Here is a 22,772-nt window from a genome sequence, read left to right as displayed (position 1 = left end):
CGACGCGTTTACAGAAGTTTTGTAACGCAATGGAACGTGATAGAACCTAGTACCATGAATTTGTGTGTGCCTGTATTTGTTTTTTATCAGAGTACTACAAGATACACGATTAACATACTATCCACTGTTGCATTAAATTCACCCAAACTCCGACCAACCCACAACCCCTGTATAAGCCGTCAGCAATATGATGCACCCAAAAACGATCCGGTAATATGCAAATACCGTGAAATCGTGATTGCTGATAAAGCGTAGTAAACCGCGTACAGCGATCAAAGCACTGAAAAATGCAGCGATGAAACCGATGGAAAACATGCCTACATCGTTAAATTCCAGGATGGCGCGGTTTTTATAGACATCGTAGAACGTCGCGGCGAACATGACGGGAATGGCCAGGAAAAAGGAGAATTCTGCAGCTAGTTTGCGCGACAGTCCGAACAGCAGGCCGCCGATGATTGTTGCGCCAGAGCGGGAAGTACCTGGAATCAGCGCCAGGCATTGTGCACAGCCGACTTTGAGCGCATGTTTCCAGTCCATGTTGTCGATTTGCTCGACTTCAATCTGGTGATCGCGCCGCTCTGCCCATAAAATCACAATGCCGCCGACTACCAGCGCTGTGGCCACGGACAACGGGTTAAACAGATACTGTTTGATGATGTCGATAAACAGCAGGCCCAGCACGGCCGCAGGCATGAACGCGATGAGCAGATTCAACACAAAACGCTGCGCCGATTTCTCCGAGCCTATGCCTGATATGACATCAGCGATTTTTCGGCGGTATTCCCAGCAGACTGCCAGAATCGCGCCGAGTTGGATTGCGATCATGAAAACCTTTTCGCGGTCCTCATTAAAATCCAGTAAATCACCGACAAGGATTAAATGGCCGGTAGATGAAACCGGCAAAAATTCTGTTAACCCCTCAACAATTCCGAGGATTAACGCTTTAAACAGTAAGACCGGATCCATGCGGGCCCCAGGTTATTTATAATTTGTTGTAAATTTCTGCGCCCGCTTTTTTAAATTCTGCGGCCTTTTCATCCATACCCTGTTTGATTGCTTCATCTTCGCTGACGCCCTGCCTGGCAGCATAATCACGCACGTCCTGCGTGATTTTCATCGAACAGAAATGCGGCCCGCACATCGAGCAGAAATGCGCGACTTTGGCGCCTTCCTGCGGCAGGGTCTCGTCATGAAACTGCATTGCTTTATCGGGATCGAGACTCAGATTGAACTGGTCTTCCCAGCGGAATTCAAAGCGCGCTTTGGACAGCGCGTTGTCACGAATCTGCGCACCCGGATGACCCTTGGCGAGATCGGCGGCATGCGCGGCGATTTTATAGGTGATAATGCCATCCTTGACGTCATCTTTGTCCGGCAGGCCGAGATGCTCTTTCGGTGTGACATAACACAGCATTGCAGTACCGTACCAGCCGATCATCGCAGCACCGATGGCCGAGGTGATATGGTCGTAACCCGGTGCGATATCGGTCGTCAATGGTCCAAGGGTATAAAAAGGCGCTTCATCGCAATGCTCCAGCTGCAGGTCCATATTCTCCTTGATCAGGTGCATCGGGACATGACCGGGACCTTCGATCATGGTCTGTACATCATGCTTCCAGGCAACTTTGGTTAATTCACCGAGAGTTTTCAATTCGGCAAACTGCGCCTCGTCGTTAGCGTCGTATATCGAACCCGGGCGAAGGCCGTCACCCAGTGAAAAGCTGACATCATACGCTTTCATGATTTCGCAAATTTCCTCGAAGTGTGTGTACAGAAAGCTTTCCTCGTGATGTGCAAGGCACCATTTCGCCATGATTGAGCCGCCGCGCGAGACGATACCTGTCATACGCTTTGCGGTCATCGGCACATAGGCGAGGCGGACGCCAGCATGGATAGTGAAGTAATCAACACCCTGCTCGGCCTGTTCAATCAAGGTGTCGCGGAATATCTCCCAGGTCAGTTCTTCCGCCTTGCCGTCGACTTTCTCCAACGCCTGATAAATCGGAACCGTGCCGATCGGCACCGGACTGTTGCGGATAATCCATTCACGTGTTTCATGGATGTTTTTTCCAGTGGATAAATCCATCACGGTATCTCCACCCCAGCGGATCGCCCAGGTCATTTTCTCGACTTCTTCCTGTATGCTGGAACCAAGGGCCGAATTACCGATATTGGCGTTGATTTTTACCAGAAAATTTCGTCCGATGATCATCGGTTCCGATTCCGGATGGTTAATATTTGCCGGAATGATGGCACGGCCGCGGGCCACTTCATCACGCACGAATTCAGGTGTGATTTTCCTGGGTAAAATCGCACCAAAATGTTGTCCGGCGTGCTGCTGCGTCAACAGATGATGATTCTCGGCACTGAAAGCTTCGTGTCGCTGGTTCTCGCGTATAGCGATAAATTCCATTTCTGGTGTAATAATACCCTGCCGTGCATAGTGCATTTGTGTTACATTCTTTTGCGCCTTGGCACGACGCGGCTGGCGTTGCAGGTCAAACCGCATATCGGCCAGCTTGGGGTCCTGCAATCGTGCGCGGCCATAGGACGAACTGAGTCCGTGCAGGAATTCGGTATCGCCGCGCTCCTCGATCCAGCGATCACGCAGCGCCGGCAGTCCGGAACGAATATCAATCCGGGCAGCCGGATCGGTATACGGGCCGGACGTATCGTAAACCCAGATCGGCGGGTTTTTCTCGGCGCCACTGCTGGCCATGGTTTCAGTCTGCCGGATTTCGCGCATGGGTACCTGTATATCAGGGCGCGGGCCCTGCACATAGATTTTGCGGGAGTTCGGCAACGGTTTCACGGCAGCTTCGTCGACAGTGGCCGTGGCACTGGAAAAATTTTTTTGATTTAGAACTGTAATACTCATTAAGATGCTCCTTAAAATGCCATAAAGAGCGGGAGGACGGGCTCCAGCTTCCCTACGGCGGCATTATCCGCGTCAGGTAATAAGGGACTTTCTCACCAATATTTCCTGTGTTCAGGAAATGGACCCCTAGCTGATGCTGTGAAGCTAATAGAAATATGAAATAATTGCAAGTATATTATTTTTTTAAAAAGAAAACATATGAACATTGAATTGAATCCTGAACAGCCTCTAGAACATTCACGTTATAACATGGTCGTCCAGCAAATCCGCCCTTGGTCTGTCCTGGATGATGAAGTTCTTGATTTATTGTATAAAGTGCGTCGAGAAGAATTTGTGCCGACTGCTTATCGTCACGCGGCCTTTGTCGATATGGAAATTCCGCTGGGCCATGGGCAGGTCATGCTCGCACCAAAAATGGAAGCACGTATTTTACAGGAACTGCATATTAATAAAACGGACAAAATTCTCGAAGTTGGTACTGGCAGCGGTTATATGGCGGCACTACTGGCGCAACTTGGCAACCATGTATATAGCGTTGAAATTATCCCGGAGCTGAAACAGATGGCTGTGGCGAATTTGAGGGCGCATAGTATCACCAATGTGACGATTGAACAGGGTGATGCTGCACACGGCTGGTCCAAACACGAACCCTACGATGTCATTGTAATTACAGCTTCCACGCCGGTATTGCCTGACAGTTTCAAAAACAGCCTGAATACGGGCGGTCGCCTGTTTGCCATCATCGGGGAGGACCCGATTATGGAAGCAAAACTGATTACTTGTATAGCACCAGGAGAATTTACAGTTAATACGTTATTCGAAACCAGCACGGCCGCACTGATCAATGCGGAACAGGCAAGCAGGTTTACCTTTTGATACCCGCATATCAGTTTCAGTCATTACACGTTTTACGGAACATCACAATATCCACTTCTATTAATTCTTTGCAAACAGGTTGCTGGTTTTGACAACAGGTATGTTACGTATAATGTTATTTTTACTGATTTTTCTTATTGGCGCAGCCAGCAGTTCGGCGTCGTGGGCTGCTAATCTGATGGAAATTTATCAGGAGGCATTGGAAAAAGACGCGCAATATCAGTCCGCTCGCGCAGATTATCAGGCGGCACAGGAAAAAATAGCCCAGGGACGGGCAGGGTTGCTGCCCAGTGTCAATTTATCGGCAACGCGTCAGACACAGGAAGTCGATACTACGCTGGGCCCTCCGGTCACGATCCAGAACCGTGGAATTGTTATTTCGGCGACGCAGCCACTTATCCGTTTTGAAAATTTCATTATTTATTCGCAATCCAAAACCCAGGTGTCGCAGGCCGAATCGCAATTTGTTCTCGCGGCACAGGATTTAATCCTGCGTGTCGCCCAGGCGTATTTCAATGTGCTTGACGCACAAACCGACGTTGAAGTCGCTGAAGCGCAAAAGACAGCTATACTCAAGCAGCTCGAACAGGCCCAGCGCAATTTTGAAGTCGGCGTCGCAACCATTGTCGATACCAACGAAGCACAGGCACGTTTTGATTTGACCCTGTCACAGGAAATTGCTGCCCGTAACGCACTTGAAATCAGCAAGCGTGCATTGCAAAGCATTATTAACCGTTTCCCTGGACAGCTTGCCAGTGCGCATGAAATATCGACCGAGCTGCTTAGCTTGCCATATATCAGTATGGATGAATGGGTCGCGGCTGCCGAAGCACAGAATTACATGATAAAAATCCAGCAGGCTGCATACGACCTGGCTAACAAGGAAGTCAAAAAAGCCTGGGCGCAACATTATCCGACGGTCGATCTCGTTGCTCAGTACAGTGATCAGACCGGCGTGGGCGGCGCGATAACCGGCCGCGGTATCGATCTGACTTCTAAGTCAATCGGGTTGCAACTGAATTTGCCGCTGTTTCAGGGATTCGGTACACAGTCACGGGTTCGTGAAGCGATCGCCAACCAGGAAAAAGCACAGCACGATCTGGAAAATACCCGTCGCGACATGATGCTGCAGGTCCGCCAGCAATACCTCAATGTTACCAACGGAATTGCTCAGGTCAAGGCGTTGAAACAGGCGCTTGTCTCTAGCCAGACACAACTTGATTCCACCATGCTCGGGCAGGAGGTCGGTGTTCGAACAGAAGTGGACGTACTGAACGCACAACAACAGTTCTATTCAGCGCGGCGCGACCTTGCAAAAGCCTATCACGGTTATCTGATGTCAAGATTGCGGCTGAGTGCTGAAGCGGGTGAGCTCGATGAGGAAGTGCTTCAGCAGATAAATACAATGCTTCAAGGCAACTAGCCTGTTTAGAACAGCATTACTATCGACTACAAACAGTCGTCGCTTAAGATATCGATACAAATGCGCACTTACGGCTGTAAGTTATGCGTTTATTGGTATAAAAACAATTCGTTCAGTGAAATGATTCGCGGTAGTCTGAATAATGATAAAATGCCGCCAAAGCTGGCCAGACAGTCGCTGTCCGCTGTTTCAAATCAGCGGGAAGAGGAAAGTCCGGACTCCATAGAGCGGGATGTCGGCTAACAGCCGACCGCCGTGAGGCGAGGAATAGGGCCACAGAGACGAGCGTATTGAGTTACGGTGAAACGCGGTAACCTCCATCCGGAGCAAAACCAAATAGGCAGGCGATGAGGTTGCTCGCGGAGCCTGCGGGTAGGTTGCTTGAATGCATGGGTAATCATGCATCTAGATGAATGACTGTCCACGACAGAATCCGGCTTATCGGCCAGCTTTCCTGCTACGTATTATTAATACGTTTTCAGTGTGATTCACGATTTTTCCTGTGGTTGTATTCTCCCTGTCGCCACAGGAAAGGCGGCCTAAATGTGTAACAGGCCTTTCCAGGATTTGAATATCCTTTAAAAATGCATGAAATTCATTCCACTAAGGACGCATCCTATATTACTTGAAATAGACAAGAAAGCGGAGTAAATTCTTGCATCAGCATGTATTGTGCAAATCAATTATGGAGCTCCTTTGAAAAAGGAAAACTTATGATCAGGCTCTATCAGTTCGAACGTACCTGGGGTATTCCCAATTTGAGTCCGTTTTGCTGTAAAGTGGAAACTTACATGCGCATGGCGGGAATTGATTATGAAATAATTTCCGCACTGCCGGCTGATGCGCCCAAAGGAAAGCTGCCTTATATTGATGACGATGGAAAAATCATAGCAGATTCACATTTTATATTAATGTACTTGAAATCCGTTTATAACGATCTGGACGGTTCATTGGACAACATGCAGCGCAGTGTTTCTCTAGCGATGCAGCATTTGCTTGAGGATCATTTGTTCTGGTGTGCGTTTTATTCCCGATGGCAGTATACCGATGAAAATTGGCATGTTAACCGCGATGCGATTTTTGGCAAACTACCGTCATTGATTCGTTATTTTGCAGCCTGGCATACACGAAGAAAAATAAGGAACCGGATCATCGCCCAGGGAATAGGTGGTCATCAGGCAGAAGAAATCTTTACTATGGGCAAGCAGGACATTGACGCGCTGTCCGGTTTTCTGGGTAACAAACCTTATTTTTTAGGCGATAAGCCAACTGTGCTGGACGCCAGCGCTTTCGGCATGCTGGTCAATATTATCGGTTGCCCCATCGAATCGCCGCTCAAGGAACATGGTTCGGCAAAGAATAATCTTAAAGACTTCGTTGCGCGGATCAGTCAGAACTACTATCCTGATCTGCAATCAGTCTGATGCATCGTAAGCCGCCAGCGATTCGGCGCCAGAGAAAACACCTGTATACGCGACACCATCGTTGCCAATGACGCCGCGAAACATGCCGCTTGTATTAAAGCGCATCGTGTAATCACCCTGCGCGTTCAGCACAATTAATCCTCCTTCCCCACCGATAGTTGCTATTTCAGCCAGCGTATGGTCAGCCGCTTCTGTTACAGGCATGTTTTGCAGCTTGACCCGCGCTGCGGTATTGAATGCGGCTACGGTACGGATAAACATCTCTCCAGTACCAGTTGCAGATACCGCGACTGAACGATTGTCCGCGTATGTGCCAGCTCCAATAATGGGTGTGTCGCCGACACGTCCGAATCGCTTGTTTGTCAATCCTCCAGTCGATGTTCCGGCAGCAAGATTGCCGTGGCAATCCAGTGCTACGGCACCGACTGTCCCATGTTTATTATTGTTTTCTTCCCAGCTATCTGTTTCCAGGTCATGATCAAGTGCGATACGTTCTTTCGCGATGGCTTTTTGGAGTTGATCCCAGCGGCGCTGGGAATAGAAAAATGATGGTTCAACGGTTTCAAGCGCCTGTTCGGACGCAAATTTTTCCGCTCCACGCCCTATCAACAGAACATGTCTGCTGTGCATCATGACCGCTAGCGCGGCGCGAATCGGGTTACGAATTGTGGTAACTGCCGCGACTGCGCCAGCCATATGCGTAGCGCCATCCATGATTGATGCATCCAGTTCATTATAACCTTCGTGACTGAATACTGCGCCTTTGCCTGCGTTGAATACAGGTGAGTCTTCCATGATTACAATCGCCGCGACCACAGCATCAATACTGCTACCTCCTGCAGCGAGTACGGCATGACCTGCACGCAGTGATTGTGTCAGTATCTTCATGAATGTGTGCTCGCGTTCCGGTTTTAGTTTATCTCTTTGAACAGCACCTGCGCCGCCATGGATTACTAAACGTAATGGTGCGTTATTTTTAGGCCGGTTATTTGTTAAGGTCATTAATTATTGCAAAGTCGGTAATTTTTAGTCGGCCAGCCAGACTTTTATGCATGGTGGCTCATTATATCAATGTAAACGCTTTAAATATGAACTCAAGTGAATAGCAACAGTGCGCCGGGTGAGTAAAACTGTAGCGTTTTTTATATATGCTGTTTTGGGTTACAATATAGAACTTAAGAGCGGTAACAGTGTCAATAAATTTCATCAAATGATTCTGCTAGTTTATGCAGAATCAATTCAAAAAACAAAAAATTTCTGATTCAATAACTTCCGGAACAGATTACTGAATAACAGTTTTTTTGGTATCCGGATTCAAAATGACGCATTCATAACAAAGGGTTGGGGCGGTTAGCGTTCAATCTGATGAACCCAGGTTTTATCCACTTCACTTTTTTATACTATGCAACAGATTTTTACAGATTAATGCATCTATTTCAAACGAAAGTAGATTTAAAAAAGAAAAGCATATCTTTTGGTTTATTTATCGCTGTATTTCTGTTTTGGCAAAGCTGTACAGGACAGGCCGCTGCTGTCGTGTTTATGAATGACAGGCATATAACAAACAATACCGGTTATATGCTGCTCAACTGGCAAAATAAGGAGCTAACACCTGTCGAGTTGCAGCAGGCCGCTCGATACAGTTTCGACAATCCGATCACGTTATATAAAGGAAAAAACAGCTCATTCATGCTCTCGGGTCTGGCGGACGGCACCTATTACTATCGTATTCGTGCTCATCAGAAACAACCTGGCACATGGTCAGATACAGTGAGGCTGGATGTTGCCCATTATTCACTTGCCAGAGTCTGGTTATTGTTTATCGCTGGTGCGCTTGTTTTTCTGAGTGTTGCCTGGGTTATCTTCAGGGGAGCAGCAGATGAATCATGATGCAATTTTTTTGTCCCCTTCGCTCGGCTGGTTTTTGCTGGTTATTATAAGCGTAATATGGATAGCATTAGGCACTTACTGGGGACGCAAGAACAAGCAGTTTGAGCAGCATGCACTGGCGGGACGCAATGTTGGTCTGACGCTGGCATCTGCAACAGCAGTGGCTACCTGGATCACATCGAATACAACCATGCTGGCACCGCAATTTGCGCTGCAGATGGGTATTTGGGGCATGCTTGCATACAGTACAGCTGCTTTTGGGCTGTTTCTTTTTGCCCCGATGGCAAAACGGATACGCGCGCTAATGCCACATGGTTATACCTCCGGTGATTTTATTCGTCTGCGCTACGGCAAGAAAGCATGGGGTATTTTTCTGCTGTTTACGCTGTTTTACAGTCTGGCCTGGCTGGTCAGCATGGCAATGGCAGGCGGCATCCTGCTGAATGCCTTGTCCGGAATTCCCTATGAGTATGGAATGAGCATTCTACTGCTGGTATGCGTCATCTATACTATGCGGGGCGGTCTATATGCCGTCATTGGCACTGATTTTATACAAAGTCTGATCATTCTGGCGGGTATTGTAATTGTTGGGTTTGCAGTTCTGAATCATGTCAGCATAGAAACAATTCACACCAATCTTGCAGCCGAAAAACCGATGCTGCTGAATATCATGTTTCCGGTTGCGATCATGGTTGTCTTTAATAATCTGCTGTTCGGATTGGGTGAAGTGTTTCATAACAATATCTGGTGGAGCAGGGCATTTGCTTTTCGAGAAGGTGTGGGCCAAAAAGCATTTCTTATAGCCGGATTTATCTGGTTGCCCATACCGGTTGCTGCCGGATTTATCGCTTTGGCATCCGGTGCGCTGAATGTTGCAGTACCCAGCGCAGATATGGTGGGGCCGCTGGTTGTTGCTAATGTGCTGGGCACGGCTGGTGCTGTTGCAATATTTATTGTTGTTTTTTGTTCCCTGGCATCCAGTATCGATAGCTTGCTGGCCGCAACTTCCGATCTGATTACAGAGGACATTTACCGCAAGATAGTTTATCCAAAGGCCAGTAGCGAGCAATTAAAAAAAGCTGCGCAAATAGTAACGCTTTTGCTGGGCCTTGTTGCATGGTTAGTTTGTCTACCACGTATTGGAACACTAGCAACGGTTCTTTTTTTTGCTGGTCCGCTTGTTGGCAGCATGATCTGGCCGATTATTACCGGATTGTATTGGAAACACGCAACATCTAGCGGCGCGATTTGCGGCATGTTACTTGGGAGCGCGCTTGGGTTACTGGCCTACTTTCAGATTGGCTGGTATATCGCTACGCTGGTAAGCGCTGTTGCGTCCATGGCGTGTGTTATTTTCTTTGCCTATTGCTATCCGGATAGCTATGACTGGCATCGGTTAAAAGAACAGCAGGCGTGATGTTTTCAACTGAATTTCTTGCATATCTGGTATATGGCGCACTGGGATGGTGTGCCGTTACAGGCGTCATTCTGATTATTATGCTACTGAAAGAATGGAGAAAGGGTAATATATGGTAATTAAAACCGCAGCAAAAGTAGAGCATATTGTTCAAAGCGAACTGAAAACAAATCTGATCGGGCTTTGCCCTGAACCAGAAGGCTTAATCAAGTTTCAGCCCAAAATTTGTTTGCAGAAACTCAAGGGATTGACATATAGATCCATTCTTTCCGCCGATCTTTTCGATACAGAAATGCTGAGAGAACTGGCTAAAGTTGCTGCTTATCTGCAGCTGAAAAAAATCAGCGCCGATGAAGTGTTAAACGACAAGATTATGGCAACAGCATTTTTCGAGGCCAGTACTCGAACACGGCTTTCTTTTGAGAGTGCTATGTTGCGTCTTGGTGGAAAAACGCTAAGTGTCGCGGAAGCCGCTTTAACAGGTGAGGCAAAAGGTGAAAAGCTGCTGGATATTGGACAAATGTTTAACAGTTATGCCGATATTGTAGTCATACGTCATACCCAGCAAAAGGCAATCCAGGAATTAAGCGAATATTTGCGCATTCCCATCATCAATGGTGGAAATGGTTCAGACGAACACCCAACCCAGGCACTCGCTGACTGGTATGCGCTGCTGAAATGGAAACCGGATCTCATGCTCGGCGCAGCTTCTGAAGAACAGCTGCACCTCGGTATTGTCGGTACGCCTGGAAGTATGCGAACCGTGAAGAGTTTTTTGATACTGGCGTTATTGTTCAGACACAACATCAGCCAGATTACCATCGTCTCTGAGATGGCTGATCCTTTGGGAGTTGAAGTACAGTCATTCTGTGATTCTAGTCCGATACCTATCGACATCCAAAATGATTTGCAGGAAGTAGTCGGTGAACTTGATGTCATTTATATGAATTCGATCGCCTTTCTGGGTGATGGATATCGAACTCTGGGATCCCGGTTTAAATTGGATAAAGATTCCAGACTTAAAAAAGATGCTGTGGTTTTACATCCTCTGGCACGAAAAGATGAGCTTGATGTCAGTCTGGATCATACCCGACACAATCTTTATTTTAATCAGGCGGATGGTGCGGTTTTTATTCGTCAGGCACTGTTATTGATTATTTTTGGCCGTCTTGAGCAGGTGCTTCCCGATCATTTGATCGAATAGAAAATTACAGAGCCAGAAAATCATTTGAATAATAAATAAACAGAGGTATAACTTATGTGTGGTATAGCCGGTGTATGGAGCCCATTCAGATTTGATAAGAATAATGACAAGTATATCCATCAAATGGCCGCACAGCTGCTGCATCGTGGCCCGGATGGGCGCGGGTTTCATTTCGATACAAAAGATGGCATTGCCATGGCGCACACACGCTTGTCGATTATTGATCTGAATTCTGGAGAGCAGCCGATACATGATTCGCAAGCCCAATTGACACTTACCGCTAATGGAGAATTTTACGATTACAAACGTATTCGTGGATTGTTGACGGCAGAAGGATTCAGTTTTTCTACCAAATCAGACAGTGAAATAGCGCTGAAACTTTATCGCAAATACGGATTATCATTTGTGGATCATTTGCGTGGTGAATTTGCCTTTGCCTTGTTTGATGCAAAAAACCAGCAACTGATTCTGGTGCGTGACCGGTTTGGTATTCGCCCGCTCTTTTATCATATAACGGGCGAGTCCGTTTACTACGGCTCGGAAATCAAATCACTCCTTGCCCACCCGCATGTTCCCAGCGATATTTCAAAAAAGGTGCAATTGCACCAGATGATGCAGGTCATGGTACCAGGCGATTCGCTGTTTGAAAATATCCATGCCTTAAAACCCGGGCACATGCTGATCATCGGTAAAGTTGGTGACCGTATTTCAGTCACTGAAAAATGTTATTGGGATGCTGAATTTCCGTTAAACGGTGAGCATGCTGTGCGCAGCGATCAGCAGCATATAGAGGCGGTGCGAGAAACACTGATTGAATCCGTAGCGTTGCGTCTGGAGGCTGATGTGCCGGTTGCCTGCTATCTCTCGGGTGGCATTGATAGCTGCTCAATTTTGGGCATGGCATCATCCATTCAGCAATCACCTGTTAAGGCATTTACAATCAGTTTTGATGATGAACGCTATGATGAAGCCTCTATCGCAACCGAAATGGCAGAAAAATGTAATGCAGATCAGGATATTTTACGTGTTTCAGCATCCGACCTGTATGGTAAGAATTTTGAAAAAGCGATATGGTATTCAGAGCGTACTTTTTATAACACGCTTGGTATTGCCAAAATGCTGATGAGCAAGCATGTTACCGACAATCAATTTAAAGTTGTTATCACCGGCGAAGGCGCCGATGAATTTTTTGGCGGATATGCCGCCTTCAAACGCGACATGTTTATTCATGATCCCGCTTATCAGACTGAAACAATGGAAGCGCTGTTGCAAGCCAGCAATCGGGTTTTCAGTGGCTCTGTACTGGCAGAAAAAACTGTCTCACATCCTGCATTCGAGGAAGTCATGGGATTCACACCTTCATGGATTCAGCCCTGGATGCTGGTGCTGGAGCAGGTCAAACCATTGTTGTCAGACACATTTCTTGACCTATTAGGGGAATATGACCCAATAGGTGCTATTGCTTACAGTCTGGATAAATCGAAACTCGATGGGCGGCATCCGCTTGATAAAGCGCAGTACAGCTGGATCAAAACCATGCTCGAAGGCCAGATCCTGAACTGGGGCGGTGATCGCGTTGATATGGCCAACTCGCTGGAATCTCGTCCGGCATTTCTCGATCATCATGTCACGGAACTGGCCGCTGATCTGCCTCCACATGTGCGCATACGCAATGGCGTAGAAAAATGGGTATTGCGCGAAGCAATGAAACATCTGTTGCCCGAGGTACTGTACAATCGCGAGAAATTTGCATTCATGGCACCGCCTGCTCATACAGATCAAAATAAAACACAAGCCATTCAGGGTCTAATCGATAAATATCTATCGCCAGAGCGAGTTATGCAAGCCGGTATCTTTAATCAACAAGCCATAAAAAATCTATACAAAAACCAGGATAATTCCGAGGATCATACATTGAAAACGCGAAAAGACATCATTCTCAATCATGCGATTGCATTGCATGCCATGAATGATATCTTTATGAGCCGGCCTGCCACTGAAGAGTGCCTGGTCTGATAGCATAACGCGGAAAATCGGCTTTTTCTGGTTGATACAGCCATTGTCTATGTATTCGGAATAACCAGAAACCAGATCATCCCTGTTTCAATGGCTTCTGAGTTGGGCGGGCACCTGCAGTATCTGATCGTGAGACGATGGTGATTTCTTCAGGCAGGCTTCTGATATGAATATCCTGGTGCGGGAAGGCGATTTCGATTGCCGCCTCACGGAAACGTTGGTCGATTTCCATAAGCAGATCATGCCGCGTTTCCAGCAGCAGATCGGGCTCTGGTATAAAGATTCTAAGTTCGAAATTCAATGAACTGTCACCGAAAGCCACAAAGCGTGCACTGGGCTCAGGGTCTTTGAGTACATGCGGATGATCTTGTGCGATAGATAACAAAATATCGTTGGCGAGCTTTGTGTCAGAGCCGTATACGATGCCGACAGGAATGAGAATCCGCAAAATGGAGTCAGACAAGGACCAGTTGATAACCTGCCCGGTCACAAATTCCTTGTTGGGAATTATCAGTTCCTTTCTGTCCCAGTCAATGACCGTGGTCGCGCGCATTTGAATGCGCGAAACTTTGCCGCTGATATTACCGAGTGTCACCACATCACCGACACGTACCGGACGCTCAAACAGAATGATCAGACCCGAAACAAAATTGGCGAAAATCTCTTGCAATCCAAAGCCAAGTCCAACCGTTACCGCTGCTGCAAGCCACTGCACTTTTGACCAGCCAATGCCGAGCGCACTGAATGTCATGGCAAAACCTACGATAATGATAATGTAGCGAACAATGGAGGAGATTGCATAGCGGCCGCTTGGTGTAAATGGCAAACGCTGCAATATGACAATTTCCAGCAATCCGGGTATATTGTTGCTGATAAAAAACGTCATCATGAAAATAACAATCGCCAGCAGTATGCTGGCCAAAGTTATCGGCACCAGATTCGTTGTTTCACTGCCCCCCTCTGTTTGAGTGACTTCTGTATTCCACAGGACCACATCGTTCAGAATGTTGAAAGCCGGTAAAACCTGCGCCCAAATCAGTGCAATTCCTATGATAATCGTGAACCAGTACGCTGTATTAAGCAGCTTCATGGTCTGCGTGCTGATGGCATTGACATCCAGGCCATCTTCCTCAACATTGATTTGATCGCTTGTGTCGGTAGCTTTGGAGACATCATCAGATTGCGACTGTTCAGCCTGCGCAGCAAATTTTTTGCGCCATTGCTCGATCGCCAGCTTACGCTGTTCAATATTTAACCAGCGTATCAGCAAAGCTTTGGCAATAATCACCGCAAAAACCAGCAATAGCGAATTGATAATCAGCAGCGATAATTGTCCGGCTGTGTACATATAGCCTGCAGCTGCGATGATGGTTAGCACAAAGGGTGTAATCAGCAGACTCGGAAACCATACGCCGGCCAGTCTGCTGATCCAGCCTTCGGCATTTTTATCCAGATAATTTTTCAGCAATCCCTTTTCAGGGTGCATCAAACGATAAACCAGTACAGTTGTCGTCGCCATCAGAATGAAAAAAACAAGCCGCCCCAGAGAATCATGATGTGCTTCCGTCGGCTGTTCCTGTGTCACGACAAACACAAAGACCAGCGGTAAAGTAGCGGGAAGAAACCAGGAAAGCTGCTGTCTGGTTAACGCCATACTTTCATGTTTCCAGCGAAAATGTAACTCACCAAGTCCTTCCTTTCGGCACAAATGACTCAACAGCAGACCGGAAAATAACAGATACGCCAGCGCCGCAAGGCCGCTGCCAATGGCAACAGCAAAAGTGGAATCAGTTTCGATTTGCTGGATGCGCCAGGCGATCAGAAAAATCAGCGACGGCCACGCAAGCGCCATCAGTACTGTTACAACAACGGCCCAAAGCGTATCGGTAAACCGGGCTTTACTGAGTTTGGTGACATAGCGTCCAAGTGCAGATAATTTCGTTTTTAATAAACGTTGCATTAACAGCAACGCTATGGCCAAAAGAAGAAACGGCAGTATAACCAGAAAATTTTTTTCGACATCATTGATTACAAGCGACGCTGTTTGCAGCCAGGATGTAGGACTGAACAGCCAGGTCGCAGCTGCACCCAAACGCTGAATATCTTGCAGTTGTATTATCGGGGCGCTCTGGATCCAGAGAATGCGGGTATCGATAAACGCTTTATATTCTCTGATTAAATCAATAAATTTGAGTTCGTGCTCCAGAATCGGATAAAGGTTCGTTTCGAAATATACGTCATAAGCGTTGATCAGTTCATCCAGATAATCATCTTTTTGACTGTCCAGTGCTTGATATACAGCTTTTTGCAGTCGGTTGCGATCAGGCCCGGAAAGCTCGATTTTGGTATTTTCAATAAGCCGGGTAGCTTCAAAATCAAGATCAATCAATTCAAGCAGGCGATCTTCAAGCTCAATCCGCCGCAGCTGTACCTGATTGATTTCCATGCTGTACGTTTCGATTTTTTTTTCATGAGCATCAATATCGGGAAGCTGTTTACGATCATTGCGCAGTTTTAACCCGATAGCATTTGTCAGACCAGTCTGGTTTATTTTTTCCCGGATCCGGTCATAGTTACGTTGTGTTGCTGTTAATGCAAGATCGATACGTTTTTTTTCTTCGCTTAATAATGCACTATTTGCCGTGATGCTCGCCAGTTCTGATGCAAGTTGTCTGTTTTCATCCAGAATTTCGCGCACCAGTGGATGAGCAGTATCGGCAGCTTCGCTTGCGGTATCAGCTATCTGTTTAGCATGTTCGGCCGCTTCGGCCCGCCGACGGTTCATGATTTCTTCAAATACATTAAAATTGCGCTCTGCAATCAACACATCACGTTCTGCAACATGCCGTTGTGCGCGCAACAATTCCCGCTGCTGATTGTAACTGCGATCTTCGAGTTCAAGCTCTTGTATCAGCTGCTGCAGAAAATCGATTTCCAAACCTTGCACAGTTTTCTGAGTGTCGCTGAGATGTTCTGCTGCAGGATCGGAAACGGCTGCTGTTTTTTGTTTCAACGCTTCAATCCGGCTGCGTGCTAATTTGATTTCTTCTTCGATTTTGGGTTGTCGTTCAGCACGCCGGATAATTTCCTGCTCGATTTCTGTTCGCTTTTTCCGGGCATCCGCCAGAATTTTTCTAACAGATTCGAACTGTAATTCAAGTTTTTCCAGCGGCTGCTTCAGGTCTATATTATCAGTATTTAATTCCTCTTTTTGCAGTGGTGCATCCAGGGCTCGTTCCAGGGTTCTTAGTTGTTGAGGGGTATTCTTGACAGCGTTGACATAATTTAATGCACGATTTGACGACTCGATGCTTTTATGTAAAAAATCATGAGCCTGACTTAATGAAGATAGCTCAGACTGCTGTTGAGAATTTAACGAGTCTATTTTTTTTAAAGTTGTAATTCGCGCTTCAACATCTTTCAGTGTATGACTGAAATGATCCTGTTTCTTTTTTAGTGTCGTTTCAATGTCTGTGTAAGAACTACCATTGCTGGCAGCAGACATCGTGCTGTACAGGAAGAAAATAAACAGCAGACACATGGCGTATGGCAAGTCCAGTATATGGCATTTGCGAGTTCTGCGTTGGAGCGGTGAAAAAATCGAAGCGGTATTCAAAATCTACGTGTCGAAAAGCAGGTGCGCTGATACAAGCTACACTTTGAATAAAAAATGTGCAATATAAACTTATTTGACATCCAGGTAAATTGTGATGCAAGCACCTCTGGGTGGGTTTTGCTCAATTGACAAATCGCCACCGTAGACCTGAATGATATCTTTAACAATCGCAAGTCCGATGCCATGTCCCGGAATAGATTGATCCGCACGCACGCCGCGTTCAAGAATCCTGGTGATTTCATGTTGTGGAATTCCTGGACCATCGTCCTTTACCTGAATGACGATTTGTTTCTGGTGGCGTTCGGCTGACAAAACAATCTGTCGGTCGCACCACTTAAAAGCGTTGTCAATGAGATTGCCAAGCAATTCCATCAAGTCACCTTCGTCAATGCGTAAGTTGATTGTATTATCAATGGCGATAGTAATTTCAGGATTCTTATCGTGGTGCGCCTTGCAGACGGTTTTTATAATACGATCTGCAACCGGGAGCAGATAAACTGGGCGCATCCCCGGCGAACTTCCTGCAGTTGCTGCCCGTCGCAATTGATATTGGATAATATTGTCCATACGCTCGATTTGTTCTCGAACGGTTTTTTCCTCAGGCTTGTTTTGCTGGACTGTTGCTGCATTATGCAGGATGGCTAAAGGTGTTTTGAGACTGTGCGCCAGATCAGCAAGTGCATTACGATAACGTTTTTGCTGCTTGCGCTCATGATTGATTAACGAATTTATACTATCAGTTAGCAATTTTAATTCACTCGGATAGTTACCTACGACATTCTCCTGTTTACCCGATTCAATAGCCGACAGCTCTATCGACACCTGGCGCATGGGTTGCAAGCCCCAGCGCAGTACCAGCATTTGTGTAACCAGGAGTAGCACAGCCATGACACTCAGCCATCCCCAGAGATCTTCCCGGTAACGCTCGATTTGTGCATCAAAAAGTGCTGTGTCAGTAATTACATTAAAAGTTAACGGATAGCTGCCGGTCTCGGTTGTCCAGGCAACTCCAAAACGATAAAGGAAAAAAGATTCACCACTGATGACAATTTGACTGAAATCTTTGCTGCCTTTTTCCAGGAGTCGAAGTTCGGGTAGTTTTTTGTTCAATGCCGAAGTCGATTGCCACACAACTTTTTCGGTATGATTCACAATAAATCCATAGGTGTTCGCATTGGGGCGGCTGAATTCGGTGTCTAGCAGATTGGTAGGCATTTCCAGTTTGCCGTCATCATCTACTTCGGCATCTCCCATTAGCATGAGCAGTCTGGCTAACATTCTGTCCTGAACTCCCAGGCGGGCACTGTCATAAAACGCGCGATCCAGTGCCAGTGCTATGCCCACAATAAAAACCAGCAAAACACCAGTCGCACTGAATAGGATACGCTTATTAAGCGACATCATGATGATCTATCACAAGCTATGGTAAAACGGTATCCTCGTCCACGCAGCGTTTCAATAGGGTTCAATTTACCTGTTGGGTCCAGTTTCCGCCGTAACCGGCCCACCATTACTTCCAGCACATTACTGTCTCTGTCTTCATCATGTGGATACAGGTAATCCGTTAAGACTCGTTTTGATAACACTTCGCCTTGATGCCGAATTAACAGTTCCAGCATACGGTATTCGAATGATGTCAGATCTATCTTGCAATTATTGACGGTTACCAGTTGAGCTGAAACATCAAGCACAATCGGGCCGCATTTCAAAGAAGTGGATGGAATGCCGGTTGCACGGCGTAGCAATGCTTTTAACCGTGCCTGTAACTCTTCTATCTGAAATGGTTTGGTTAAGTAATCATCGGCGCCTAGCTCAAGTCCCTGTACTTTGTCCTGCCAGCTGTCTCGTGCGGTCAAAATCAAAATTGGCAAGACGCTACCCTGTTCCCGCAGTGTTTTAATGACTTCCAATCCAGATATGCCCGGCAGGCCCAGGTCGATAATTGCAGCATCCAGCGGGTATTCATTGGCAATATACAAGCCTTCCCTGCCGTCACTGCATGTATCGACCATATACCCTGCGGATTCAAGTTTCTGACGAATCTGTGTCTGCAGCTTTATTTCATCTTCAATGACCAGGATACGCATGACCGTTACACAATCCGAACTGATTATCTGATACGCCGGAGGCTAGTGGCCAGATTTGATTGTTCCATCACTTACACTGACCTGAATGATATGAATAGAGCCCTGATCACTGAGAATTTTGACGCGATATACGTTTTCGTTGCGTCGGATATCCAGTACGCGGCCTTTGATATGTTGTTGTGCAATTGTTATCGCCTGGCGTTGTGAGATTTCTGTATGCCGGTTTTCAGGATTATTCGCATTAATCGATTCATGGCGCTCACTGCTTGTGGCGGATATTGGAAAAAATGCGAATAAGAATGCGGTCAAAAGAAATTTTTGCAGTATATTCATAAGTCAGCAGCTTTATTGGCTAAACGATACTGGCTAGTGCGTACCGTTTATGCATTGAATCAGGCAATTCGCCTGCGAGGAAAATGGTGAGTTCCCCGCAGGTGCATGAGTTCAATAGCGTAACATAAAGCTTGCATTTCCGGTATTAACGCCTAGCATTACTTGAGGTGGGTAGGCATACCCCGCTGCTGGTGGATAGCTGATAACGTTTGAACCATAATTATATCCAGGGCGGGTATTGTAATAAGGCCGATTGTAATACGGCCTGTTGTAGTATTGCTGCGGCGGACTGTAAATTCTGTTATAGCCGCCGCCATAATATGGATTATGACGATTGTAATGATGGCGTTTGTAGTGTCGCTTCTTGTAATGTCGATGGTGTTTGTGTGAGTGCCCGTGGCCATGGTTATAATAATGGTGATGGTGGTGCGTATGACCAAACCGGTGATGGCCCCTTCCCGCTTCGACCGCAGCGGGTATCGCCAATACCAGCCCCAGCAGCATTGTAAGTACTAAGTTGACAGGTGTTACCGTTCTGGTTTTCATTGGAACCCTCCATTTAGTTTATAAATGTTTCAAACATGCGTCAGACGGTTGAACTATATACAGTCAAACATGAATACAGACTGAATACCGCGAAATGTATCAATCCCATCAATTACGGGTTTTTTGAGTTTGAGGTTGTTTTATTACTTTTTCATTAATTTCATACATTCAAACAAAGTCAGTCGAACTTATGCAATTTTATTGCAGATCATCAGAAAAGAGGTTTGGGTTTTCAGGGCGAATGAATGGCTGGTGGAATATAATTAAAAATTCATTTCGTTGTACAATGATTCAACTATTCTGCCAGTGATGATTCATACCACAGCTATTTTCATATGAGTGAAGTAGATTCAATAAACGAATATTTTTCTCAACGATTGGAATCACGAGCGATATATCGTAAGTACGAAATTAACCATTGTCTCTCGGAGTTTGAGAATCAGGGATTTTCGTCGGAATACATATATTTGAATAATTATTTTCATCGAAGGCTAGAGCAGGTACGAGCTGATACACACAGTAGATCGAGTATCTTGTGCGTCCCGATCCCTGATAATGGCAGTATTCCCAAGATATTGAACGATGTTTTTAACATTGAGGCTGTATCCCGGATGGTTGCTAAAGCGCTCGGAACCGGAGAAAGACCTGATCCAGATGTGGATGTACCGATCGAGGATGATGACCATGAATTTTTTGAAACAGAAATTCTTGTAGGCGATGAAGTCGGCGAAGATAATCGTCAGGAAATAAGAGCCACTGGCGTGCTGAAATTTTTCGATTTGATACCGGACTGGCTTTCCAATAATCTGGATGCCTCAATAGTTCCTTTTGAAGACAGATGGCTGGTGACACTTGATGTGCACCTGAAAAGTACTGGGCATATTATTTTGAGGCCAGTGCCACTCGGAATGCAGCTTGATCCATATAGCGACAGGAGAATTGTGGTCACATTGTTTATGCAGGGTGAAGTCAATACAAACGATGATGTGCCTTATCCCTTGGAAGTTGAGCTGGATTATGATCCGATTCTGGGCTTTCTCGATGATGAAATTGATATACCTGGGGCGGGCCAGAAAACCATTATGGCGATTCATGAATTGTATGACTCTGGAAAAACAGTTGATGAACAAATCGATGCATTGAAAAATGTGGAAAAAGAACAGGAAAATTTCATGAATGAAGTGATTTCCGAAGTGGTTCCGAATTCCCAGGTTATTAGTGAAGTCGATCAAGACGCTGAAATGGTCACCGATGATGAACTGATGGAGGTTGAGTTGTCTTTTGCAGGTCACCGCAAGGATGAAATTAATCTAACGCTGGAGCAGCAGGTGGTGGTTTATGTTGATCCCAAACATCTTGAGTATGCCGAGGTACAGCTCGCAGACGATCTTGTCTTTTTGACTGCGGATATGTCGCTGTCTTTCGGTTTGTATAATCCGGGGGCACCACCTGATGGTTATGAAAATACCGAGAAGAACGATTATCTGCAACTGTATCTCAGTATTAAAGAGGGGAATAATGATACCCTGAAAGACGCTATTAAACTTCGTGGCGGTCCGCTTTTAAAATTGGCAAAGCTCAAATTGCCTGCTCACTTGCCCAGAAAAAAGCCCGAGCAGGCTGTTCAAGATAAATCGGTACAAAATTCTTTACAATCCACCACCAATAATGCGCATTGACAGATTTTATTGTTGTGCAAGTTGCGGGACTGTATGGTTGTTTGGCATTAACACCCATATACTGCCCTGTTGCTTCATTCTACCGGCCTGACTGGCTGCCTCTGGACCATGCCCCCAGAAAAAATCCACGCGGATACCGCCTTTGATTGCGTTGCCGGTATCCTGAGCTACCATTAGACGATTGAGCGGTCTGTCGGTGTTTGGCCATGTTGTTGCAAGGAACACAGGCGCGCCTTGTGGAATCGATTGAGGGTCAATTGCAATACTGCGGCCTGCAGTTAGTGGAACACCGAGCGCACCAACAGGACCACTCAAATCTTCAGGCAGTTCTCGAAAAAAAATAAACCGCGCATTCTGCTGAAGTAACGAAGGCAATTTGTCCGGATTCAGCTGTCCCCACTGCTTGATACCCTGCATGGAAGCTTTTTCCATAGGCAACTCGCCCTGCTGTACCAAAATTCGACCGATTGAGTTGTAAGGATAACCATTCTGGTCGGCAAAACCGACTTTCACAATTTCGCCCGATTCAAGCAGTATTCTTCCCGAACCCTGAATTTGCAGGAAAAACAGTTCGATTTCATCATTCACCCAAAATAATTCGTGACCTTCCAAAATAGTTGGGTCGCTCATGATTTCTGCACGACTGTAGTAGGGTACAACCCTGCGGCCATCAAGACGGCCGCGTAGCCGTAAATCTTTGAGCTCGGGGTAAAGCGAGCCAAGATCTATTGTCAGCAATTCATCCGGTGCGCCATATACTGGATAGCGATAATATTCCGACGGTTGGCGACTGCCGTGCAGTAACGGTTCATAATAACCTGTAACCAGCCCTTCCTTACTGCCGTTACTGGCGATAACCTGATAGGGTGTGAATTGTTTCTCAAAAAAGATTCGCAGGCTTTTGCTATCTGTTGCCTGCATGTTCGACGCAGCGATACAGACTTCCTGCCAAATAAGCTGATGTCTTAAAACGGAACAGCTTTGTTTAAAAGCCTGCCATGCTGAATAGAGATCGTCTTCATACCAGCCCGGCAGGTTTGACCAGTGCGCTGCAACATACGTTGATGGACGCGTTTCATCTGGTTGATTTATTTCAGGTTTGCCGGTCTGTTTGACTGTTCCGGGCGATTCAGTGATTTTACTTGTGCAACCGGCGAGCAGTACAAGCAATATTAAGATAATTGAAAAACAGGATTGGTTTTTCATCAAAGATTGGTTAGAGTTACAATTTAAATATTAACTATACAGCAAGCTTGAAATTATTTATATGGAAAACAATTGGTGGCTATTGTTGGTAGAGGCGGCTGTGGCGCTGGGTCTGTTTGTTTTTATTATCTGGTGGACGATGTTTTCAAAGAAAAAGAAAAAAGACAAAGATGAATG

At 46.2% G+C, this 22,772-nt stretch carries 17 protein-coding genes, 1 other RNA gene and 1 riboswitch; of the genes, 9 read left to right on the top strand and 9 right to left on the bottom strand.

Features of this window, described 5'->3' with window-relative positions:
• Nucleotides 1-138: 138 nt before the first annotated feature.
• Nucleotides 139-966 (bottom strand): undecaprenyl-diphosphate phosphatase, encoded by an 828-nt coding sequence (locus BMX44_RS05025; RefSeq protein WP_090628892.1) that lies wholly within the window; start codon nucleotides 964-966, stop codon nucleotides 139-141.
• Between the two features lie 16 nt (nucleotides 967-982).
• Nucleotides 983-2,878: a phosphomethylpyrimidine synthase ThiC gene (gene thiC, locus BMX44_RS05020; RefSeq protein ID WP_090628889.1), complete on the bottom strand. Its 1,896-nt coding sequence runs from the start codon at nucleotides 2,876-2,878 to the stop codon at nucleotides 983-985.
• A gap of 32 nt (nucleotides 2,879-2,910) precedes the next feature.
• Nucleotides 2,911-3,016, bottom strand: a riboswitch (TPP riboswitch).
• Nucleotides 3,017-3,076: 60 nt separating this feature from the next.
• Between thiC and BMX44_RS05015 the strand changes: the two genes are divergently transcribed.
• From BMX44_RS05015 to BMX44_RS05000, 4 genes are all read left to right on the top strand, one after another.
• On the top strand, nucleotides 3,077-3,754 hold the full coding sequence (locus BMX44_RS05015) for a protein-L-isoaspartate O-methyltransferase family protein (RefSeq protein ID WP_090628886.1): 678 nt from the start codon (nucleotides 3,077-3,079) through the stop codon (nucleotides 3,752-3,754).
• 112 nt (nucleotides 3,755-3,866) lie between these two features.
• Entirely contained in the window at nucleotides 3,867-5,177 is a 1,311-nt protein-coding gene (locus tag BMX44_RS05010; RefSeq protein ID WP_090628883.1) for a TolC family outer membrane protein, read from the top strand.
• 158 nt (nucleotides 5,178-5,335) lie between these two features.
• Nucleotides 5,336-5,634: RNase P RNA component class A (rnpB, locus tag BMX44_RS05005), an RNA gene on the top strand.
• A gap of 256 nt (nucleotides 5,635-5,890) precedes the next feature.
• Nucleotides 5,891-6,601, top strand: coding sequence for a glutathione S-transferase family protein (locus BMX44_RS05000; RefSeq protein ID WP_090628880.1), 711 nt, complete (start codon nucleotides 5,891-5,893; stop codon nucleotides 6,599-6,601).
• Here BMX44_RS05000 and BMX44_RS04995 read toward each other — a convergent pair.
• Entirely contained in the window at nucleotides 6,593-7,603 is a 1,011-nt protein-coding gene (locus BMX44_RS04995; protein ID WP_090628877.1) for an isoaspartyl peptidase/L-asparaginase family protein, read from the bottom strand. The genes BMX44_RS05000 and BMX44_RS04995 overlap by 9 nt on opposite strands.
• Before the next feature lie 540 nt (nucleotides 7,604-8,143).
• On the opposite strand from BMX44_RS04995, the gene BMX44_RS04990 reads away from it, so the two are divergent.
• The 4 genes from BMX44_RS04990 (at nucleotide 8,144) to asnB (ending at nucleotide 13,128) form a co-directional block, all read left to right on the top strand.
• On the top strand, nucleotides 8,144-8,491 hold the full coding sequence (locus tag BMX44_RS04990) for a hypothetical protein (protein ID WP_143056889.1): 348 nt from the start codon (nucleotides 8,144-8,146) through the stop codon (nucleotides 8,489-8,491).
• Nucleotides 8,481-9,908, top strand: a complete 1,428-nt coding sequence (locus BMX44_RS04985) for a sodium:solute symporter family protein (RefSeq protein WP_090628872.1) — start codon at nucleotides 8,481-8,483, stop codon at nucleotides 9,906-9,908. Before BMX44_RS04990 ends, BMX44_RS04985 begins: the two co-directional genes overlap by 11 nt.
• Nucleotides 9,909-10,020: 112 nt before the next feature.
• A complete protein-coding gene (locus BMX44_RS04980) occupies nucleotides 10,021-11,112 on the top strand; it encodes an aspartate/ornithine carbamoyltransferase family protein (protein ID WP_090628869.1) in 1,092 nt (363 codons plus the stop codon).
• A gap of 54 nt (nucleotides 11,113-11,166) precedes the next feature.
• Complete coding sequence (asnB, locus tag BMX44_RS04975; RefSeq protein WP_090628866.1) at nucleotides 11,167-13,128, top strand: asparagine synthase (glutamine-hydrolyzing); 1,962 nt, start codon at nucleotides 11,167-11,169, stop codon at nucleotides 13,126-13,128.
• A 76-nt stretch (nucleotides 13,129-13,204) separates the two neighbouring features.
• Here the strand turns inward: asnB and BMX44_RS04970 are convergent, their stop codons facing one another.
• The 5 genes from BMX44_RS04970 to BMX44_RS04950 form a co-directional block, all read right to left on the bottom strand.
• Nucleotides 13,205-16,633 carry a mechanosensitive ion channel domain-containing protein gene (locus BMX44_RS04970; RefSeq protein WP_177167674.1) on the bottom strand — a complete coding sequence of 1,143 codons (3,429 nt, stop codon included), beginning with the start codon at nucleotides 16,631-16,633 and terminating at the stop codon, nucleotides 13,205-13,207.
• Between the two features lie 180 nt (nucleotides 16,634-16,813).
• A complete protein-coding gene (locus BMX44_RS04965; protein ID WP_090628860.1) occupies nucleotides 16,814-18,148 on the bottom strand; it encodes an ATP-binding protein in 1,335 nt (444 codons plus the stop codon).
• Complete coding sequence (locus tag BMX44_RS04960) at nucleotides 18,145-18,831, bottom strand: response regulator transcription factor (RefSeq protein WP_090628857.1); 687 nt, start codon at nucleotides 18,829-18,831, stop codon at nucleotides 18,145-18,147. The genes BMX44_RS04965 and BMX44_RS04960 overlap by 4 nt, the downstream gene beginning before the upstream one ends.
• Nucleotides 18,832-18,873: 42 nt before the next feature.
• Entirely contained in the window at nucleotides 18,874-19,164 is a 291-nt protein-coding gene (locus BMX44_RS04955; protein WP_090628855.1) for a PepSY domain-containing protein, read from the bottom strand.
• Nucleotides 19,165-19,275: 111 nt separating this feature from the next.
• The gene (locus BMX44_RS04950) at nucleotides 19,276-19,710 is read right to left on the bottom strand and encodes a hypothetical protein (RefSeq protein ID WP_090628851.1); all 435 of its coding nucleotides are present in this window, start codon (nucleotides 19,708-19,710) and stop codon (nucleotides 19,276-19,278) included.
• Between the two features lie 335 nt (nucleotides 19,711-20,045).
• On the opposite strand from BMX44_RS04950, the gene BMX44_RS04945 reads away from it, so the two are divergent.
• A complete protein-coding gene (locus BMX44_RS04945) occupies nucleotides 20,046-21,389 on the top strand; it encodes a hypothetical protein (protein ID WP_143056887.1) in 1,344 nt (447 codons plus the stop codon).
• A gap of 6 nt (nucleotides 21,390-21,395) precedes the next feature.
• Here the strand turns inward: BMX44_RS04945 and mltA are convergent, their stop codons facing one another.
• On the bottom strand, nucleotides 21,396-22,595 hold the full coding sequence (mltA, locus tag BMX44_RS04940) for a murein transglycosylase A (protein ID WP_090628845.1): 1,200 nt from the start codon (nucleotides 22,593-22,595) through the stop codon (nucleotides 21,396-21,398).
• Between the last annotated feature and the right edge of the window lie 177 nt (nucleotides 22,596-22,772).

Origin of the sequence: Nitrosomonas marina, assembly GCF_900110145.1 — a bacterium.
GTDB classification, from domain to species: Bacteria; Pseudomonadota; Gammaproteobacteria; order Burkholderiales; family Nitrosomonadaceae; genus Nitrosomonas; species Nitrosomonas marina.
The sequence above is the reverse complement of the archived record's forward strand: the minus strand, read 5'-3'. Positions and strand labels throughout refer to the sequence as shown.

Excerpts from the sequence above, each read along its gene's own strand:
- BMX44_RS05025 (WP_090628892.1), bottom strand. The coding sequence starts at position 966 with ATGGATCCGGTCTTACTGTTTAAAGCGTTAATCCTCGGAATTGTTGAG.
- thiC (WP_090628889.1), bottom strand. The coding sequence starts at position 2,878 with ATGAGTATTACAGTTCTAAATCAAAAAAATTTTTCCAGTGCCACGGCC.
- BMX44_RS05015 (WP_090628886.1), top strand. The coding sequence starts at position 3,077 with ATGAACATTGAATTGAATCCTGAACAGCCTCTAGAACATTCACGTTAT.
- BMX44_RS05010 (WP_090628883.1), top strand. The coding sequence starts at position 3,867 with ATGTTATTTTTACTGATTTTTCTTATTGGCGCAGCCAGCAGTTCGGCG.
- BMX44_RS05000 (WP_090628880.1), top strand. The coding sequence starts at position 5,891 with ATGATCAGGCTCTATCAGTTCGAACGTACCTGGGGTATTCCCAATTTG.
- BMX44_RS04995 (WP_090628877.1), bottom strand. The coding sequence starts at position 7,603 with ATGACCTTAACAAATAACCGGCCTAAAAATAACGCACCATTACGTTTA.
- BMX44_RS04990 (WP_143056889.1), top strand. The coding sequence starts at position 8,144 with ATGAATGACAGGCATATAACAAACAATACCGGTTATATGCTGCTCAAC.
- BMX44_RS04985 (WP_090628872.1), top strand. The coding sequence starts at position 8,481 with ATGAATCATGATGCAATTTTTTTGTCCCCTTCGCTCGGCTGGTTTTTG.
- BMX44_RS04980 (WP_090628869.1), top strand. The coding sequence starts at position 10,021 with ATGGTAATTAAAACCGCAGCAAAAGTAGAGCATATTGTTCAAAGCGAA.
- asnB (WP_090628866.1), top strand. The coding sequence starts at position 11,167 with ATGTGTGGTATAGCCGGTGTATGGAGCCCATTCAGATTTGATAAGAAT.
- BMX44_RS04970 (WP_177167674.1), bottom strand. The coding sequence starts at position 16,633 with ATGTCTGCTGCCAGCAATGGTAGTTCTTACACAGACATTGAAACGACA.
- BMX44_RS04965 (WP_090628860.1), bottom strand. The coding sequence starts at position 18,148 with ATGATGTCGCTTAATAAGCGTATCCTATTCAGTGCGACTGGTGTTTTG.
- BMX44_RS04960 (WP_090628857.1), bottom strand. The coding sequence starts at position 18,831 with ATGCGTATCCTGGTCATTGAAGATGAAATAAAGCTGCAGACACAGATT.
- BMX44_RS04955 (WP_090628855.1), bottom strand. The coding sequence starts at position 19,164 with ATGAATATACTGCAAAAATTTCTTTTGACCGCATTCTTATTCGCATTT.
- BMX44_RS04950 (WP_090628851.1), bottom strand. The coding sequence starts at position 19,710 with ATGAAAACCAGAACGGTAACACCTGTCAACTTAGTACTTACAATGCTG.
- BMX44_RS04945 (WP_143056887.1), top strand. The coding sequence starts at position 20,046 with ATGAGTGAAGTAGATTCAATAAACGAATATTTTTCTCAACGATTGGAA.
- mltA (WP_090628845.1), bottom strand. The coding sequence starts at position 22,595 with ATGAAAAACCAATCCTGTTTTTCAATTATCTTAATATTGCTTGTACTG.